This window comes from Janibacter sp. CoH_79_TC_3, assembly GCF_058197955.1.
The window spans coordinates 307,067-324,137 of the sequence record NZ_JBXWIV010000001.1 but is presented as its reverse complement, the minus strand read 5'-3'; the positions used below and the strand labels follow the sequence as shown (position 1 = coordinate 324,137).

The window sequence follows — 17,071 nt, the reverse complement described above, 5'->3', positions numbered from 1 at the left end:
ATGCATTCTATCGACACTAAAACAGCAAGTAATTCACAAGGGCAGTCACAACAGGCGCCACAAGAGAATCAGCCTAATTCTGAGCTGTTTGCGATATCGGCATTGACCATGCTTTCTACTGTCATAGGTACAGCCGTGCTTGTCGGTATCCATCATCGTTATCGCAAGCAGCACCATCCTGATGCCAGCTTGCGCGACTATGTAGTAGGCATGCGCTCGCAACTACAGTCGCTAAGCTCAACATCAAAACGCGAGCTCGTACAGTTTCGCCATGCTTGTCAGCAAGCGACTTTTGCATGGCAACAGGCTTATCGTTTACCGATACAAGGTAAGCAAAACGCCAATCATAATAGCCTAGCTGACTTTAGCGCCGCACATACCACTACCGTATTGCCGCGCCCCGTTTGCTGGGTTAGTGGTGTGGCGTCTATGCCAAAAAATATTGCCTTAGCAAATGATGATAGCGCTGACGAAAACCACTTTGGTGTGGTCGGTATCGCCGCCGATAGACAACTCGTTTGGCAAACGACCATGCCAGAACGTGTCCACGATATTGTCGTCCAGCCTGTTCTTGACCGTGAAAGTAACTTTTCTAACCACAACCAAAATGCTAACCATAATCGAAATCGCGATGTCGTTGTCATGGGTCGGCGTCCGAGTGAAAAGTTTTGGGTATTAAACACGGCGAGTGGACAAGTAAAGTTTTCTATTAAAGCATCTACTCATCGCCACTTTTATGGGCATGCTTGCTACAGCCTAGACGGTAAACTGCTCTATGTGACCGAAAATGACACTCTAAGCTTAGATGGTAAAATCGGTATCTATGATGCTGATGATCATTATAAAAAAATAGCAGAGTTTGATTCTTATGGTATTGGTCCGCACGAGCTGATTATGCATCCTGATGGCGAAACGCTAGTGATTGCGAATGGCGGTATCAAAACCGAGCAAGCGTCGCGTGCAGAGCTCAATTTAGACAGCATGCGCCCATCATTGGTGTACCTAAATCGCCATAATGGCGATTTATTTGAGCAAATTATCCCTGAACACAATCAGATGAGCGTGCGTCATCTAGCCATGCATAATGATGGAACGGTGATGATAGGCATTCAATTCCAAGGCGAAAAGCATATCAATGTGCCGTTAGTATTGACCCATAAACGCGGTGAACCTGATTTTAAACCCCTTATGATGCCAAATAACCAATGGCAGCGTTTCCATCAATATATCGCCAGTGTAGCGGTTGATAGTGAGCGTAACTTATTATGCGTGACCACGCCGATTGGCGGTTGCGCGGCGATTTATGATTTAAACACTCGTACACTAATTGATGATGTTAGCCTGCCAGATTGTGCAGGGGCAGCAGTATTGTTTAATAATAATACTGAAAAAGCAGAAGATAATAATGAGCAATCAGGTTTTATCGTTAGTGATGGGCAAGGTCAGTTAACGGCGTTAACTGTTAATAACTTGGCAGCTGCACAACTAGATACTGTGGATAAAGGTGAGCGCGTTTTTATAGATGGCAAATATCATATGATGTCGTTCGATAATCACTTACAAGCGCTCTGAGCATGAATGTGCCGTCAGCAAATCATTCGTTTTTATTAGACAGCGCTATACATTGTTTGGCGCAAGCGGATATTGAGCTACATATCACTAAAAAGCGGGTTAAAAATATTAACTTTCGCTTAAAACCGCATAAATTACTTGTGTCTGTGCCAATATCTCTTAGCTCAGCGCAAGCCGCACTCGCTATAGAGAAACGCGTGCCATGGGCGATAGCAAATCACGCGCAAGTATTAGAGCAATATAAACGCAAGCAAATTCCTTCAAATGATGCTTCGATTGCTAATAACACGCTGCTATTGTGGGGTGTAAAGCAATCATTCACGCTGAGTGATGATGAAAAGATTGCCTACTATCGGCAACAGCTTTCTGAAGTTGTACCTGCATTATTTAAAAAGTGGCAACCGATTGTTGGCGCTCACGCTAATGAGATACGCCTAAAGAAAATGCATACGCGCTGGGGCAGTTGCAATACCCGCGCAGGCCGTATTTGGCTATCCATTTATTTGCCTGCTTATGCTATTGAATGCACCGAATACGTCATCGTCCATGAGCTGTGTCATCTGCATCATGCCAATCATAGCCGCGCCTTTTGGCAAACAGTGACAACCGCCATGCCCGATTATCAGTATTGGCATAATATGCTGGCTGGTAAGACGGGACAGTTAGACTAAAGGTCTCACGTAAACAATATAAAAAATTTCAGTAAGCCTGATATGATAAATACTAATGGTACTCCGTTTATCATTTAAACAATAAAGCTATAGTCAAGGATGTGATATGGAAAACGTCAATCAAGCGGAGTTTTGGCAGCAGCGTTATGAGCAAGACAGTATCGGCTGGGATATGGGACAGGTGTCACCACCACTCAAAGCCTATATTGACCAACTGCCTGAATCTGCTAAAGAGCAATCGATTCTAGTACCGGGTGCGGGTAATGCTTATGAGGTAGGCTATCTGCATGAGCAAGGTTTTACCAATGTTACCTTGGTTGATTTTGCCCCTGCGCCGATTGCAGCGTTTGCTGAGCGTTATCCTGATTTTCCTGTTAAGCATTTAATCTGTGCTGATTTTTTTGAGTTATCGCCTGCGCAATATCAGTTTGATTGGGTGCTGGAGCAGACATTTTTTTGTGCGATAAATCCATCACGCCGTGACGAATATGTGCAGCAGATGGCAGCGTTACTGAAACCAAATGGTAAGCTGATTGGTTTGCTGTTTGATAAAGACTTTGGACGAAACGAGCCACCATTTGGCGGTACAAAAGCTGAATACCAGCAGCGTTTTGAGCGTCATTTTGATATTGAAATTATGGAGACGAGCTATAACTCGCATCCGGCGCGGCAGGGCAGTGAGTTATTTATTAAGATGCGCGTAAAATCTTAATCTCACGCTTAATGTTTTCTCGAGCTTGTTCTTCTAGGCGGGAATGATAGTAATCAGTTAGATAAAGCGTTTGGTGCGCTAATAATCCTTTTAACACTGATATGCGTCCGACGCGGTAATTGACGTTTGAGATGTGAGCATACTCTTGGCGTACGGCTTGGGCATATTGTTGATACTCCGACCAAGATGCTCCCAAAACACTTAAATCCATATCTAGTAAATAGGCGGCATCGCTTTTTTTAGCTTTATCTAACCAATCATCAGTCTTGTCAATTTGATGGCTAGCCGTCATCATAATTAGCGCGTAGATATATTGGCATTGCTCAGCACTCAGATAAGAATTTAACGACTCTACGGCATATTCTGCACTTTTAAGCTCATTATCTACGCACGTTGGCGTATATATCACATCATGATAAAACAGTGCCAATGCGATAATATGCGGCTCATTCAAATGATGCTTAACCTGTTCGAACTGCCCAAACAGCTGCCGAATATGCTGCAAGCTATGATAAACGCGCTGGCTTTCGTTATAGCGCATGGCGATATCTTGCCACAGCGCTTTTAATATTACTGGCTCGATATCGTTACTTATAGTATATAAATGCCACTCGAAAATCTTACCAAGCTCAGTCTCTATTTGTGACAACCCGTCCATAGTTAGCCTTTGTTTAATGTCTGCCTAGGATTTAAAACCAGCGATTTACTTTTTATTAGCCGCATCTTCAAATGCTTGTTTAAACAGCTTGCCGAGCAAATTAACATCATCGACGCGGGCATAATTCAAGCGGGTGACAAAAGCGATATGACGATGTGGTCCTTCCTCGGCTAATGGCACCGCGACTGCATTTTGATTTTGTAGATGCAGCTGATCGAGCGCCATCTCTGGCACTAATGTCGTCCCCATATTGGCAAGCGCCATTTGTATCAGGGTATTTAAGCTGGCATCAGAAAAGCTCGATTTCATTTGCGCACGGTCAAAATGACAGACGGTCAAGGTTTGATCAGTCAAGCAATGTCCTTCGCCAAGTAGCATCAGATTGGCCGTTGCTAGCTCATCAGCGTTGATGGTTTTGAGCTTGGAATGGACGTCGTCTTTTGGAAAGACGGCAAAGAAATCCTCTGCCCAGAACTCAAAAGTATGCAAACCATCGACCGCATAAGGTAGTGCAATAATCGCCGTATCAATGTGACCGTAGCGTACTTGCTCAAGCAAACGCTCGGTTTGCTGCTCGACAATGGTCATACGAAATTCTGGATAGTGTTCACGTAGCGCAGGCAACACTTTTGGCAGCAAATAAGGGGCAATCGTTGGAATGATACCGACGGTCATAGGGTAAGCAAGCGGCGATTGATGGCTATGCGCGCGCGTGGTCAAATCGTTGACTTCAGAAAACACCCGCTGCGCGCGCGTCAAAATGTCCTCGCCGATAGGCGTAATCAAGACTTGCTTATTATTTCGCTCAAAAATCTGGGTATCCAGTTGTTTTTCTAACTCTGCGATACCAAGGCTTAGCGCAGACTGTGAAATATTACAGTCTTCTGCTGCACGTTTAAAATGACGGTGTTTAGCGACGGCTAAGGCAAACTCGAGTTGACGTAAAGTAATCATAAAACCTCTCTATTAATGGGTTTTTCATGCGATTTGTTTTACTCATTTATCTTGTGTAATATATCAATTTAATACTGATGTACAGATAAAAAAGTAGATAGAATAGTTTAACAAGTTTAATAAAACAAAACATCAAATTAAAAACTTTTAATTTGATTAACCATAGAATTCGCGTATAGTTTGTCAGGTAGCCCAGAGATTAGAAGGGTTAATAGAAATAAACCTAAAATAAATTTTAATTACCTTACCATCAATCAATCAAAAAAAAGGAGCCAATCATGGCGTCTATTATCAATCAAGAAATCCCAGAATTTTCAGCAGAAGCGTTTGTAAACGGTGAGTTCAAAACCATCACCTCTGAAGACGTAAAAGGTAGCTGGGCGATTTTCCTATTTTACCCAGCTGATTTTACCTTTGTTTGCCCAACTGAACTTGAAGACATGGCAGCACATTACGAAGAGCTTAAAGGTTTGGGCGTAGAAGTGTACTCAGTATCAACCGATACGCATTTTACTCATAAAGCATGGCATGATTCTTCAGAAGCAATCGGCAAAGTAACTTACCCGATGATTGGCGATCCTACTGGCCGTATTACTCGTGGCTTTAACGTCATGATTGAAGAAGCAGGTTTGGCTGAGCGCGGTACATTCTTAGTGGATCCAGATGGCTTGATTCAAGTTGCTGAAATCCATGCAGGTGGCATTGGCCGTAGTGCAAAAGACATGCTACGTAAAGTAAAAGCAGCACAGTATGTTCGTGAAAACGACGGCGAAGTTTGCCCAGCAGCTTGGGAAGCCGGTCAGGCAACATTGAAACCAAGTCTTGATCTAGTCGGTAAAATCTAAGTCAGTATTTATTAGACCAAAGTTATTAGATTAAGATTTTAGTATTATTTAAAGCGGTATTTGCTGATTGATAATGCTAAATAAAGTGCTAAAAAAAGACCCCATTAACTTATGCTAATGGGGTCTTTTTTTGTCTCAATCTTATAAGGCTTTATAATATCTAACGGTATAAACTAGCCACTAGTTAAGCATGAGATTGTAATTTATTTTTATCAATTATTTTATAAATCTCATCTTTTAGATGCAGTTTTCGCTTTTTCATTTGTTCTATTTCCTCATCGCGACTGGCATGCGTCACCAAATCTTTATCTAGCTGATTGATTTGCTGATCAAGCTGCGTATGCTCATCAAAAATAGTCGCAAAGTGGCTGTCTTTTTGTTTAAGGTCAGCAATAATTTCTCTGTTGTCTTGCCATGTATCCGTCTTTCTCATCTTGTCATCCTTGTTATGAAGCGCAAGCTTATTAAAGCAATAGCGCATTTTTAGTTAAGAGTGCTGTGATGAATTGCTATGATTGTGAGACTTCAATGTCATTAAGCCAAATCGTTATTCAGCTCAATTATAAACAGGTTTACTAGTAGCAGAAAGGGCGTTTAATAAGTACAAATAACCATCAATCTACTGATAGGTAAATAAGATTTTTTCTTATTCGCCTCATTCGATTGTAGCGAAAAAATTTACTAGATACCATGACTATCATTATCTTTTATTTGTCAGTAGTTTTGAAATTAAATGATAATAACTATTTATGATTTATTTTATAAAACATAAGGTTTGAGTTTATCGGCTTGCTCAAAACGCCCAAACCCTTGATAATAGACGTATCAAAGATGGTAAGCCAAGTATTTATAGCCTTTAAATCAGCGACTTAACTTATCACCAAACCCTATTTAAATGTCCAGCATCGTAGCTGACGTTACATATTTAATAATAATGAGGAACAAACATGATAGATCAAAGTTTATTAGATGCAGTAAAAAGCTACAGTGAAAACATGACCCGCCCACTTACCTTTGTATTGGGTAGCGGAGAACATAGCAAGCGTGCGGAGCTGATTGATTTTTTGACCAAAATTGCAGGGACTACGGATAAAATTCATTTTGATAGTACAGCTACCGATGACAGCTTACCAAGCCCAATTAGTTTTAAAGTAGTCAGCCATATTGATGATGTATTGACCGATACTGGTATTGTTTTTAGCGGTATCCCTGGTGGTCATGAATTTACGTCTCTGATTTTGGCGATCTTGCAAGCCGGTGGTCATACGTTAAAACTAGATGAAGGCATTCAAAAGCTGATAAAGCGCTTTAATAAACCGCTGCAGTTTCAAACCTATGTCTCACTCTCTTGCCACAGTTGCCCAGAAGTTGTGCAAGCACTGAACCAATTCGCGCTGTTAAACGATGACATCAGCAATGAGATGATCGATGGTGCGTTATTCCAAGAGCAAGTAGAAGCGAATAACATCCAAGGCGTACCAGCAGTGTTTTTAAACGGTAAGCCGTTTGCTAATGGTCTGATTGACACGGCTAAATTGATTGAAAAGTTACAAGAGCAATTCCCTGATTTATTAGCAGAAGCTGATGACAATGCTGAACAGTTAGAGCAGCAAGATGTGACGATTATTGGTGCGGGTCCTGCTGGCGTGGCGGCGGCAATTTATACCGCGCGTAAAGGCTTAAAAGTCACTATGGTCGCCGATCGCATTGGCGGGCAAGTCAAAGACACGCAAGATATCGAAAACTTAATCTCTGTACCTTTGACGACGGGTAGTGAGCTTTCGGCGAACTTTGAAAAGCATTTGCACGAATATGACATTACGCTCAAAGAACATGTCAGCGTCAAAGAAATCAGTGAAACTGAAGATGAAAACTATCGTATTCATCTGAATACCGGTGAGACGTTTGAGACGCGCAGTATTATCTTAGCGACCGGTGCCCAGTGGCGTAAACTGGGTGTCCCAGGTGAAGATGAAAACGTCGGTAAAGGTGTTGCTTACTGTGCGCACTGTGATGGTCCTTTCTTTAAAGGTAAAGACATCTCTGTCATTGGTGGTGGTAACTCAGGTATTGAGGCGGCGTTAGACTTGGCAGGTATTGTGAAGCATGTGACCGTCCTTGAATTTGCGGATGATTTAAAAGCCGACCAAGTATTGATTAATAAAGCCAAAGAAAAAGCAAATATTGATATCATTACCAGTGCTGCAACGCAAGAGATTAAAGCGCAAGATGGTAAAGTGACATCTATCGTTTATCAAGACCGTAGCAGCAGTGAGACCAAAGAGCTTGATGTTTCAGCAGTGTTTGTGCAGATTGGTTTGGTGCCGAATACTGAGTTTGTCAAAGGCTTTGTCGATTTAAACCGCTTTGGTGAGGTTGAGATTGATGAGCGCTGCCGCACCGATCGCAAAGGTATCTTTGCTTGTGGTGACGTTACTACCGTACCTTTTAAGCAGATTAATATTGCGATGGGTGAAGGTTCAAAAGCAGCATTATCAGCGTTTGAATATTTGGTGATGCAGTAAGTTATTTAGCTTTTACCAAAGTCTTACACCCCTAAAGTCTACTATGGTTTTAGGGGTATTTTTTTTTGCGCATTGGTTAAGGTTTAATCTGCCAATACACCAGCTACCGAGAGTAATTCACCCGCTTCATCTTCTTTAATGATTCGAGTTTCATTGAGTGCTGCTTCTTGCCAAGTTTGTAGATGAGGATTGTTTAACATCGTCTCACAATACTGTTTGGTTATTGGTTTCAATGTTATGCCCGAGGCGTCCGCATAAGTCTGCAAGCGTAGAACCACAGGGGCGAAAAAAGCATCGGCAACTGTGAATGCACCAAACAGATAGCTGTCTTTTGGGCGATTTTTTAAACAATCTGCAAATATATTTTCTATACGAGTGATGTCTTTTAAGCATGCAGCGCTTGGTTGTATTTTCGCTTTAGCTCGAATGTTCATCGGCATCTCACTACGAATACCCATCAGACCTGAATGCATCTCAGCAACGATGCTTTGGCAATAAGCACTATTTATTCTGTTACTGGTATTATTCTTAGTATTAGACTTACTCCGTCCTGTCCAAACATCTAACTCTGTCAGATAATCATTGGCGTGAATGGCAATCGCTAAGGTATCCCAGACCGTGACTTTATCGCTGTTATTATCGTTGTCTTGACCATAGACCAGAACCGGTACTTTGCCGGTTGGCGCATGCTCATTAAGAATGGCTGTCGCTGATGGATGAAACAGCTCAATCAATTGCTCATCAAAATCAATGTTAAATGCCTTGAGTAGTAGCCAAGCTCGCAATGACCACGACGAATAATTTTTATTGCCGATGATGAGTAGCGGTTTTTGCATCATAAAGTCCTATTAAGGGATATCAGTAGGATTTTATTATGTCTCCAATATTAAGAGTTGACCAGTCTATAGTTGAGTAATATATAAAAAAAGCCCATCCAAAATCTGGACGGGCGTTTTTAAAGCAGTAGTAATTATATTTAAATTATTATTAATCGTCTAATAAATCCATACGCTTTGCCGCTTCATAAATACCTGTCGAGCGGTTACCGGTACGGCAGAATATCAGCATCGGCTGCTCAGCTTGGTTAAAAAAATCCGCAAACTCTTCAACATGGTTTTGATTAAGCTCACTACCTGCAAAAGACACTTCTTTATAAGCAAGTCCTGCTTTTTTAGCAGCGGCTTCAATCTCAGCGCTGGTTGGTTGGTTTGGTTCTTCACCATCTGGACGGTTGTTAATAATGGTTTTAAAACCGTTTTCAGCAATCATAGGTACTTGATCAGGGGTGATTTGTCCGGTAATACTAATTTGATGGCTCATAAGAGCTCCTTTTTATTTTTTAGCGTAAAAATGAAACTTTTACGCTTAGATTAAAGTATTTCAATAAAGTATATCTGCTCTCTACAACAAGCCTTGCATCAGCGCACTTTGATACAGTAATTTGGCGCGTGCACCCGTGCCGCAGAACATCAGGATGGGTTTGGGCATGGTGCGATAAAAGGCTGCAAACTGCTCAACAGTCGCCATGCTTAAACGTTCATCATCAAACGGTAAATGCTGATAAGTAAGGTTGGCTTTTGCCGTTGCACTGGTAAAGTCACAGCTATTCGGCTGCGTTTCTGTCTCAGCGTCAGGTCGAATATTGAGCACAGAGCGGTAACCTAGCTCGGCAATTTTGACGCATTGGCTTGGGTAAATTTGCTTATAAATGGTTAAATCATCGGTCATAAGTTTTTCGGTCGCATATATTAAATGGCGTTAGAATTTCTGGTGTTTCTAGAGACAGTAATTTTTTAATCTGATAGTAATTTAGCATAACACAGCTTTTATCATATCTCTGTTTTGTCACTGATATTTTATAATTAAGGTCTTATCACTGATGTTTTGACACTGACAATAACGGTCATGAATAATTTAACTTGAGTTGCATAAATCCAGTGTTATCAAACATCTTTAAGCGCATTGACGGCATCCATGGTGCTTAAATAAACCTGCCCTGATAGATGAGTAATAACTGGTGTATGCTCAATGATGTCCATCACCGGTCCCTTAATAAAGCTAAAGCTTAAGTGCTTCTTTTGATTCAACAGTTCTTGATTGAGGCTGATAAGCATCTCTTGTCCGGTCAAGTCAATATGATTGACCGCTGACATAATAAGAATAATTTCATGCGCTTCGGGGTACTGGAGCGTCGCTTGTATGACCCTGCGATGCACGGATTCACTATTGCCAAAAAACAAGCTCTCATCGATACGCAGCATTAATAAATTGCTAAAGGTCACTACATCATGACGATTGATGTTGCGAAAGTGTCCTGTGCCCGCTAGCTGACCAACGATGGCGACATGTGGTTTGCTTGATTGCCAAATTAGGCTGGCAAAGGACACCATCAAACCGATGACCAAGCCAGTATTTAACCCAAATATCAGCACACCGATAAATGCCGCCAGAAAGCTTGCTGCATCTAAGCGGTCGCGTTGCCATGCTGACTTTAAGGTCGCCATATCAATGAGACCGACAATCGATGCCATGATGGTCGCGCCCAATAAAGCATAGGGCAGAGGTGCTAATAAATTGCCAAAAGCGATTAACGCTGCAATCATGACCAGTATCGTCACTAAACTTGCGACCGGCGTTTTAGCACCTGAGTCAGCATTCATCGCGGTACGTGAAAAGCCACCAGCGACTGTAAAGCTTTGAAAGAATCCGCCCGCCATATTGGCCAGCCCCAAACCCGTAAGCTCACGATTGGCATCAAAGGTTTCGCCGCGCAGGCGTGCGTAATTGCTAGCAACGGAACTGCTTGAGACAAAGATAATCAATGCCATCAAGCCTGCGCTCGGTAATAGGTTGAGCGCTTCATGAAAATCTGGCACGTATGGTAGGGTAAAAGTAGGCAGGCCCTGCGGAATAGTACCAATCGTTGCTACGCCGTGCGTTGTCCAATGCAAGCTCATGCTTAACACGATGGCAATAGCAAGTAAAATGAGCGGAAATAGACGCTCAGCCCACTTGGCATAAGAGGCCGATAACCAAGAGCGCCACACCCATTTACTTGCATAACGATTGGCAAACAACAGCGTAAAAGCAATAACACCGATAACCAAGGTTAGTGGATGCAGCTGGCGGGCATACACCTGCATACTCGATAAATAACCTATGAGGCCATTACCTGCAATAGGAATGCCCGTCAGATACTTAAGCTGACTGACAAAAATCAGTACCGCCGCGCCACTGATGAAACCTGCAGATACGCCGCGACTGATAAACTGCATAATCCAGCCAAGCTTAAGCCGACCTGCCAGCCATAACATCGTCCCTACCATCAATGACAATAAACTTGCCATTAATATATATTGCTGCGTACCCTCATTGGCATAAGGATGCAAACTACTTGCCGTCATAATCGCAGTGATGGCGACGGGCCCTACAGCTTGCACATTACTTGAGCCTATCCACGCATACACCAGCACGGGTACGATAGCCGCATAGAGTCCATAGACAGGCGGCAATCCTGCTAGCACCGCATAACCTAAGCTTTGCGGAATGACGAGCACCCCAACGACCAAGCCCGCGATGACGTCAGTCGGCAGGGCAGACAGCTGATACTGACGTAACCAAGCAGGAATCAGACGAGTAGCGATAGAAGGCATAGCAATATGTCATCACAATGAAGAAAGTTAAAGACAATTAAAAACTAAATGACCAGTTAGGCGTCTGTTTTGGCACAAAAGCGTTCATACAATAACTGCAGTACTGATAACGCATCGTCGCTTGCGATACTATAGTAGATTTGCTTGCCTTCACGGCGAGTGGTGACCAACTCGTCTTTACGCAGGATACCTAGCTGCTGCGATAAACTTGGCTGACCGACACCAACCAAGCCCTCAAGCTCACTGACACAGTACTCGCCTTGGGTCAACTGACATAAGAGTAATAAGCGATCAGGATGCGAGAGCGACTTTAATAACTGGCTGGCTTGCATGGAGGCTTGTTGCATTTGCTCAGCAATGTCTTTGGGCACAAAGTCTGCTACGTTGGCAGATGCAGGCGTGCCAGTGGGATTGGTAGTTGTGCTCAATGCTGAAGTTGAAGTAGTCAGAGCGAGCTCCTTATGAATGATATAGATGGAAAATGCAGAGTTTATAGATAAGAGTTGGCTATATATAGTTAATTATCAATGATATCGCAATTTATAGCAAGTTATCATTATTTACATTATATAAATTGATAAATTGTATGATGATTGCTATAGTGGTTGGTAGTGATAGATAGAAGTATAGGTAGCACCTAGAGGCAAATATTATAGAATAGAGGCAAATGCTATAAATTAGCACCTATTATACGGAACAATACCTTAAAAATTAAAACATTCATATAAAAGTAAAGAGGTAGCCATGCAAGTTCATTCTTTCTTACATAGCGACACAGAGACTTACACTCACGTACTCGCGGATGTGCAGCAGCAAGTGTGTGCGATCATTGATCCTGTACTAGATTTTGATGCCAAATCAGGGCGTACGGATACGGCTAGTGTCGATGAAGTGATAGCGTTCGTTCGTGAGCATGGTTGGGCGCTGGTTTATATTATAGAAACCCATGCTCATGCCGATCATATATCTGCTGCTATTCATGTAAAAGATGAGCTTGGCGGTAAACTGGTCATCGGCCAACATATCACCGAAGTGCAAAAAATATTTAAGCAAATATTTAACTTTGATACCAGCTTTCGCACTGATGCCAGTCAGTTTGATATCTTGACCGATGATGGTGAGACCTTAGAGCTTGGCGGCATTACTATCACTGCCATGTATGTGCCCGGGCACACGCGTGCTGATATGGCCTATCTTGCCGCTGACGATGAAAAAACTGTGGTCTTTGTCGGTGATACTCTGTTCGCTCCCGATGTGGGTACGGCGCGCTGTGACTTTCCGGGAGGTGACGCCAAAACCTTGTATCAGTCTATCCAAAAACTGCTGGCACTCCCTGATGAAACCATCATGTATTTATGCCATGACTATCCGAGTCAAGGTCGCAAGCATTGCTCAACCACGACGGTAGCAGCGCAAAAGCTCGGTAATATCCATGTCAAAGAGGGCATCAATGAAGCGGAGTTTGTCGAGATGCGTGAGCGCCGCGATGCCACTCTAGAGATGCCGCGGCTGATTATCCCGTCAGTACAACTTAATATTGATGCTGGTCATTTTCCCAAGCCTGAAGACAATGGCACGCGCTATTTAAAAGTACCAATTAATGCGCTTTAAGCACCAATTATATTTTTAAAGAATGAAGAATAACTGTTAAGAAGTAAGTATCACTAAGCAAAAAGTTACGCAAGCACAATACGAGCAGCGGCCATCATAATGCTAATCTGTAAGATGAAATGAGAAATATGGTGAGATAAAAAGCTGGCTGTTTTTTAGGATTAATTAATAATAACTGAGGACTTAGCCATGGAAATTAACGTTGGAAGTACTGAACGTTTACTACGTATTATCGTTGGTGTGGTCATTATCGGCTTGGGGCTTTATTTCCAAAGTTGGTGGGGTGTCGTCGGTCTAATCCCCTTGCTAACTGGGCTATTCCGTTTTTGTCCGTTATATAAAATGCTTGGGATGAACACGTGTAAGCGCTAAATAATGATTAATTTTTATTGTAATAAATGCATAAATATCAAGCATAGGCGCTTTGTTAAGATGAGTGCTAATGCTAGTGGTAATAGTAATGATAAAGGAGTTCTATAATGAGTGAGCAAAACTCTCATCTGGTCTGCCCACATTGCAGTGCAACCAATCGTGTACCCGCAACCCGTCTTAATTCAGCACCGAACTGTGGCAAATGCGGTCAGCCATTATTAATGGCTAGTCCGCATGAACTAAATGCTCAAACGGTCAATAAGGTTATTCAAAAAAATGAGATATTGACCATCGTTGATTTTTGGGCGAGTTGGTGCCAGCCGTGTTTGATGATGGCTCCACAGTTTAAAGCCGCGGCCAAGCAGTTGCCGCAAGTGGTTTTTGCTAAAATACAAACCGATAAATACGAGCAAGCGGCTGCTCCTTATAATATTCGTAGCTTGCCGACCATGGTGGCCTTTAAAAATGGCAAAGAAATCGCGCGACAGTCAGGTGCGTTACCTAGCGATCAAATCGTGCAGTGGGTTAGAAGCTTAAATTCATAAGCTTTGATTGAGCTTTTACTGCTGATTATTAGATATAAAAAAGCCAATATGCTTATCGCGTATTGGCTTTTTTAGTCTGTAAATTACTTTTTTAAAACTCTCAAACATAAACTATCGAATATTACTCACCATAAATCTTTATGCCATTGGCAAAGCTGCAACGCTGGATACGGGCAGACTGAATGATGGCATCACGCTCACCATACAGTCTTGATAATTTGGCATCACGCGCTTGAGTATTGTTGCTTTTACCAACGCCAAAGCTGATATTAGGCGAGATACCCCAGCGTCCAGCGGAAACCCCAACGCCGACACCTGAGGCAGCTATGGTTGATTGCTCATTACGTGCCGCGTCGACATAGCGATTGACACGGTTATACTCTTGGCTCAGTGCTTGGCAGTCATAACTTTGGTAGGTGCTTGGTGGTACGTATTGCGGGGTAATATTACCCGTTGAGGCGCAGCCCGAGAGAGCAAAAACGCCAGCTGTTGCGAGTAGTGTTGCTGCAGTAAGAGTTTTCATAATGGCTCCATAAGGCGACGTTGAGAGGTTTATATTTATTTAAGATAGCAAAAAACCGTGAATTAAGATATTGAAAAATATATCGTTTAGCACCGTTTAAAACAAATTACCCGGCTTGCTAAAGGCGAGCGCCACGATACCAACATAGGCGATACCTGCGATAAGAATGCCAGTTTTTTTTTGGCTGGGTGTGGCATTGTCATTAAAGGCTTTGATACTGGCACTGAGCGCCGCAACGAGCAAGATGATTTTGGCAAATACCCACTGCACCGGCGCATTGACACTCATCAATTGCACCAACATGCCAGCCCCTGAAATGATAATGACGGCATAGAGGATGTGGGTAGATATTTTTACCGCAAATGGAGGCTTTTTGTTTGTGCCTAATACCACATAGCTTTGGTATAAAAACAGCGCAATCAACAGGACAGCCATGAGCATATGTAGGTGTTTCATTGGATAAAGTTTCCTTTAAAGGTGTCGTTTGCCAGCTTATCTATATTATTTGGGAATAGCGTTTAAGAACAGCATTCAAGAATGATATTCAACGATAATGTTCAATAGTGGTTTTTCAAAGTCAGTTGTTCAAAAATAGCGACCTAGCCTTTGTTTTGTCCAGCGCATAATGGGCTGTCAGGGCTTTGACCTTGCCACTCTGTTGGCGTATAAGCATGGATAGCCAACGCATGGATTTGACCGCCTTGTGAGGTCAATAGCTCATTTGCCAGAGCATATACGAGCTGATGACGGCCAACCAAACGTTTGCCTTCAAAGGCCTCACTGACAATCGTCAGTTTAAAGTGGCTTTCTTTACCGTCAAAATAACCGGCATGATTCATAGATTCATTCACCAGTTCAATATGCTGCGCTTGCAGGGCTTGTAGCTTATTATTAAGAGCATCGGCGGTAGGCGTATTAGTAGTCATAGTCATCCTTATTTTATGCGACTGCACCATCTAAATGGCTGATTGCACCCATTATAGCAGACGCTGACAATTGTGCCGCCATGCTGTACGCAGCAGAATTGCATTAGCATGGGAAAATATTTTAGCAGCACCCATAAAAAAGCAGAGCGTAATCATTATTACACTCTGCTGTTATTAGTTGTCCACATTTTCTATTAGATTAAAATCTAATGTTCATACAAAACTAGCGACGTGATTGTTGATAAATCGGCATCACTTTAGGCATCAATGATTGCAATTGCGCAATACGGTTGCTGCTGGTTGGGTGAGTGCTCAAAAATTGTGGTGGCTCACCTTGGCTGGCGCGTTGCATTTTTTGCCATAAGGTAATCGCAGCTTGTGGGTTGTAGCCTGCACGTGCCATCAGCTCAAGACCGATTTGGTCGGCTTCTGCTTCTTGCGTGCGGCTGTGTGGACGGCTAAGACCTAAGTCACCAGCGACGTTAGCAAGCTCTGCCTGACCTTGTGACAGACCAAAGATACTAGCAGCGACACCGATACCTGTTTGCGTCGCGTATTGACGCGATAGGCGCTCACGTGAGTGCTCACGTAGGGCGTGTGATATCTCATGACCCATAATAGCGGCAATTTCGTCATCCGATAAACTCAAGCGATCTATGATGCCTGAATAAAACATAATCTTACCACCTGGCATGACGAAAGCGTTCAACTCATTAGACTTAATCGTATGAACTTCCCAAGGCCATTTTGTTGCATCAGGGCGATAGACGCCCACTTGACCGACCAAACGGTTCGAGATGTTTTTAAGGCGATTTAGCTGTGCTTTATTGGTATCAAGTAAACCGCGCGCCTTTGCTTCTTGCAGGGTTTTAGCATAACTTTGCGCCGATAACTGTAGTACTTGTTCGTTTGAAACCAGTAATAGCTGCTGACGGTCAACGCCGACGGCACCGGTGCTCGTCGTGCTAGAACAACCTGCCATTGCAAACGCTGATAATGATGCCGCCATAACGGTAGTGGTAATTAGCTTTTTCATAAAACGTCCTCGCTGTAAATGGAAAAAATAAAGTGAAACAATGCCAATATCAAAACAGTAAAGGTAAGGGCAGCTTATTATTGAAATTCTACTACCACTCAGCCATCCACTAAAACAGTAGAATTTTACCCCACCTGTCATTAGGCATAAGTATAATAATGTTAACAAGTTAAAACCTAGACAGAAAAAGTAACAATAGGCGGTAGGATTGTAAGTAAGATTTTTAAACCATGTTTGTAAGCGATGTTGGTAAAGTAAATCGTTAAAATAGCTTTTATCGCTATATTAGAATTATTCTTTATATTTATTTAAAATTATTTTGTTGATGTAGCTAATTAAAATACTGCCCAAAATCAATATGATAAGCATAGACGCTTCTCCGAAAAGGCTTAAACAGCATAGTCTTGCTTAAAATTTTTAAAAAATCTATTGACACGCCCAGAATATTTGCTAAAATAGCCAGCCTAT

General features: G+C 42.4%; 20 protein-coding genes. 8 read left to right on the top strand and 12 right to left on the bottom strand.

From position 1 onward, the window contains the following. The 3 genes from AC2FA3_RS01480 (at position 1) to AC2FA3_RS01470 (ending at position 2,955) form a co-directional block, all read left to right on the top strand. The gene (locus tag AC2FA3_RS01480; protein ID WP_490507991.1) at positions 1-1,572 is read left to right on the top strand and encodes a DUF1513 domain-containing protein; all 1,572 of its coding nucleotides are present in this window, start codon (positions 1-3) and stop codon (positions 1,570-1,572) included. Between the two features lie 2 nt (positions 1,573-1,574). Continuing rightward, positions 1,575-2,243 carry a M48 family metallopeptidase gene (locus tag AC2FA3_RS01475; protein ID WP_490507990.1) on the top strand — a complete coding sequence of 223 codons (669 nt, stop codon included), beginning with the start codon at positions 1,575-1,577 and terminating at the stop codon, positions 2,241-2,243. A gap of 106 nt (positions 2,244-2,349) precedes the next feature. After that, positions 2,350-2,955 carry a methyltransferase domain-containing protein gene (locus AC2FA3_RS01470; protein WP_490507989.1) on the top strand — a complete coding sequence of 202 codons (606 nt, stop codon included), beginning with the start codon at positions 2,350-2,352 and terminating at the stop codon, positions 2,953-2,955. Here AC2FA3_RS01470 and AC2FA3_RS01465 read toward each other — a convergent pair. Both AC2FA3_RS01465 and AC2FA3_RS01460 read right to left on the bottom strand, forming a co-directional pair. Beyond that, the gene (locus AC2FA3_RS01465) at positions 2,933-3,613 is read right to left on the bottom strand and encodes an HD domain-containing protein (RefSeq protein ID WP_490507988.1); all 681 of its coding nucleotides are present in this window, start codon (positions 3,611-3,613) and stop codon (positions 2,933-2,935) included. The genes AC2FA3_RS01470 and AC2FA3_RS01465 overlap by 23 nt on opposite strands. A gap of 45 nt (positions 3,614-3,658) precedes the next feature. Then, a complete protein-coding gene (locus tag AC2FA3_RS01460) occupies positions 3,659-4,567 on the bottom strand; it encodes a hydrogen peroxide-inducible genes activator (protein ID WP_490507987.1) in 909 nt (302 codons plus the stop codon). Between the two features lie 278 nt (positions 4,568-4,845). Between AC2FA3_RS01460 and ahpC the strand changes: the two genes are divergently transcribed. Next, positions 4,846-5,412 carry an alkyl hydroperoxide reductase subunit C gene (gene ahpC / locus AC2FA3_RS01455; protein ID WP_201544516.1) on the top strand — a complete coding sequence of 189 codons (567 nt, stop codon included), beginning with the start codon at positions 4,846-4,848 and terminating at the stop codon, positions 5,410-5,412. A gap of 184 nt (positions 5,413-5,596) precedes the next feature. Here ahpC and AC2FA3_RS01450 read toward each other — a convergent pair whose 3' ends face one another. Further along, positions 5,597-5,845 carry an HP1242/YdcH family protein gene (locus AC2FA3_RS01450; RefSeq protein WP_490507986.1) on the bottom strand — a complete coding sequence of 83 codons (249 nt, stop codon included), beginning with the start codon at positions 5,843-5,845 and terminating at the stop codon, positions 5,597-5,599. Between the two features lie 514 nt (positions 5,846-6,359). On the opposite strand from AC2FA3_RS01450, the gene ahpF reads away from it, so the two are divergent. Continuing rightward, positions 6,360-7,937, top strand: a complete 1,578-nt coding sequence (gene ahpF / locus AC2FA3_RS01445) for an alkyl hydroperoxide reductase subunit F (RefSeq protein ID WP_490507985.1) — start codon at positions 6,360-6,362, stop codon at positions 7,935-7,937. A gap of 83 nt (positions 7,938-8,020) precedes the next feature. Here ahpF and AC2FA3_RS01440 read toward each other — a convergent pair whose 3' ends face one another. From AC2FA3_RS01440 to AC2FA3_RS01420, 5 genes are all read right to left on the bottom strand, one after another. Next, positions 8,021-8,776: a glutathione S-transferase family protein gene (locus tag AC2FA3_RS01440; RefSeq protein ID WP_490507984.1), complete on the bottom strand. Its 756-nt coding sequence runs from the start codon at positions 8,774-8,776 to the stop codon at positions 8,021-8,023. Between the two features lie 148 nt (positions 8,777-8,924). Beyond that, entirely contained in the window at positions 8,925-9,257 is a 333-nt protein-coding gene (locus tag AC2FA3_RS01435; protein WP_021813753.1) for a protein tyrosine phosphatase family protein, read from the bottom strand. 81 nt (positions 9,258-9,338) lie between these two features. After that, on the bottom strand, positions 9,339-9,665 hold the full coding sequence (locus tag AC2FA3_RS01430; protein ID WP_201564861.1) for a protein tyrosine phosphatase family protein: 327 nt from the start codon (positions 9,663-9,665) through the stop codon (positions 9,339-9,341). Positions 9,666-9,880: 215 nt separating this feature from the next. Then, entirely contained in the window at positions 9,881-11,590 is a 1,710-nt protein-coding gene (locus AC2FA3_RS01425) for a SulP family inorganic anion transporter (protein ID WP_490507983.1), read from the bottom strand. A gap of 56 nt (positions 11,591-11,646) precedes the next feature. Then, positions 11,647-12,018, bottom strand: coding sequence for an ArsR/SmtB family transcription factor (locus tag AC2FA3_RS01420; RefSeq protein WP_490507982.1), 372 nt, complete (start codon positions 12,016-12,018; stop codon positions 11,647-11,649). Between the two features lie 316 nt (positions 12,019-12,334). Here AC2FA3_RS01420 and AC2FA3_RS01415 point away from each other — a divergent pair, with 316 nt between their 5' ends. The 3 genes from AC2FA3_RS01415 (at position 12,335) to trxA (ending at position 14,118) form a co-directional block, all read left to right on the top strand. Continuing rightward, positions 12,335-13,201, top strand: a complete 867-nt coding sequence (locus AC2FA3_RS01415) for an MBL fold metallo-hydrolase (RefSeq protein WP_490507981.1) — start codon at positions 12,335-12,337, stop codon at positions 13,199-13,201. 189 nt (positions 13,202-13,390) lie between these two features. Further along, complete coding sequence (locus AC2FA3_RS01410) at positions 13,391-13,573, top strand: YgaP family membrane protein (protein WP_201564858.1); 183 nt, start codon at positions 13,391-13,393, stop codon at positions 13,571-13,573. A 107-nt stretch (positions 13,574-13,680) separates the two neighbouring features. Continuing rightward, complete coding sequence (trxA, locus tag AC2FA3_RS01405) at positions 13,681-14,118, top strand: thioredoxin (RefSeq protein WP_490507980.1); 438 nt, start codon at positions 13,681-13,683, stop codon at positions 14,116-14,118. 121 nt (positions 14,119-14,239) lie between these two features. Here the strand turns inward: trxA and AC2FA3_RS01400 are convergent, their stop codons facing one another. The 4 genes from AC2FA3_RS01400 to AC2FA3_RS01385 form a co-directional block, all read right to left on the bottom strand. Continuing rightward, positions 14,240-14,641, bottom strand: coding sequence for a hypothetical protein (locus tag AC2FA3_RS01400; RefSeq protein ID WP_201609356.1), 402 nt, complete (start codon positions 14,639-14,641; stop codon positions 14,240-14,242). Positions 14,642-14,737: 96 nt separating this feature from the next. Next, positions 14,738-15,097, bottom strand: a complete 360-nt coding sequence (locus tag AC2FA3_RS01395; protein WP_490507979.1) for a SirB2 family protein — start codon at positions 15,095-15,097, stop codon at positions 14,738-14,740. A 143-nt stretch (positions 15,098-15,240) separates the two neighbouring features. Continuing rightward, positions 15,241-15,567 (bottom strand): BolA family protein, encoded by a 327-nt coding sequence (locus AC2FA3_RS01390; RefSeq protein ID WP_490507978.1) that lies wholly within the window; start codon positions 15,565-15,567, stop codon positions 15,241-15,243. 223 nt (positions 15,568-15,790) lie between these two features. Beyond that, positions 15,791-16,603, bottom strand: a complete 813-nt coding sequence (locus AC2FA3_RS01385; protein WP_490507976.1) for a M48 family metalloprotease — start codon at positions 16,601-16,603, stop codon at positions 15,791-15,793. Between the last annotated feature and the right edge of the window lie 468 nt (positions 16,604-17,071).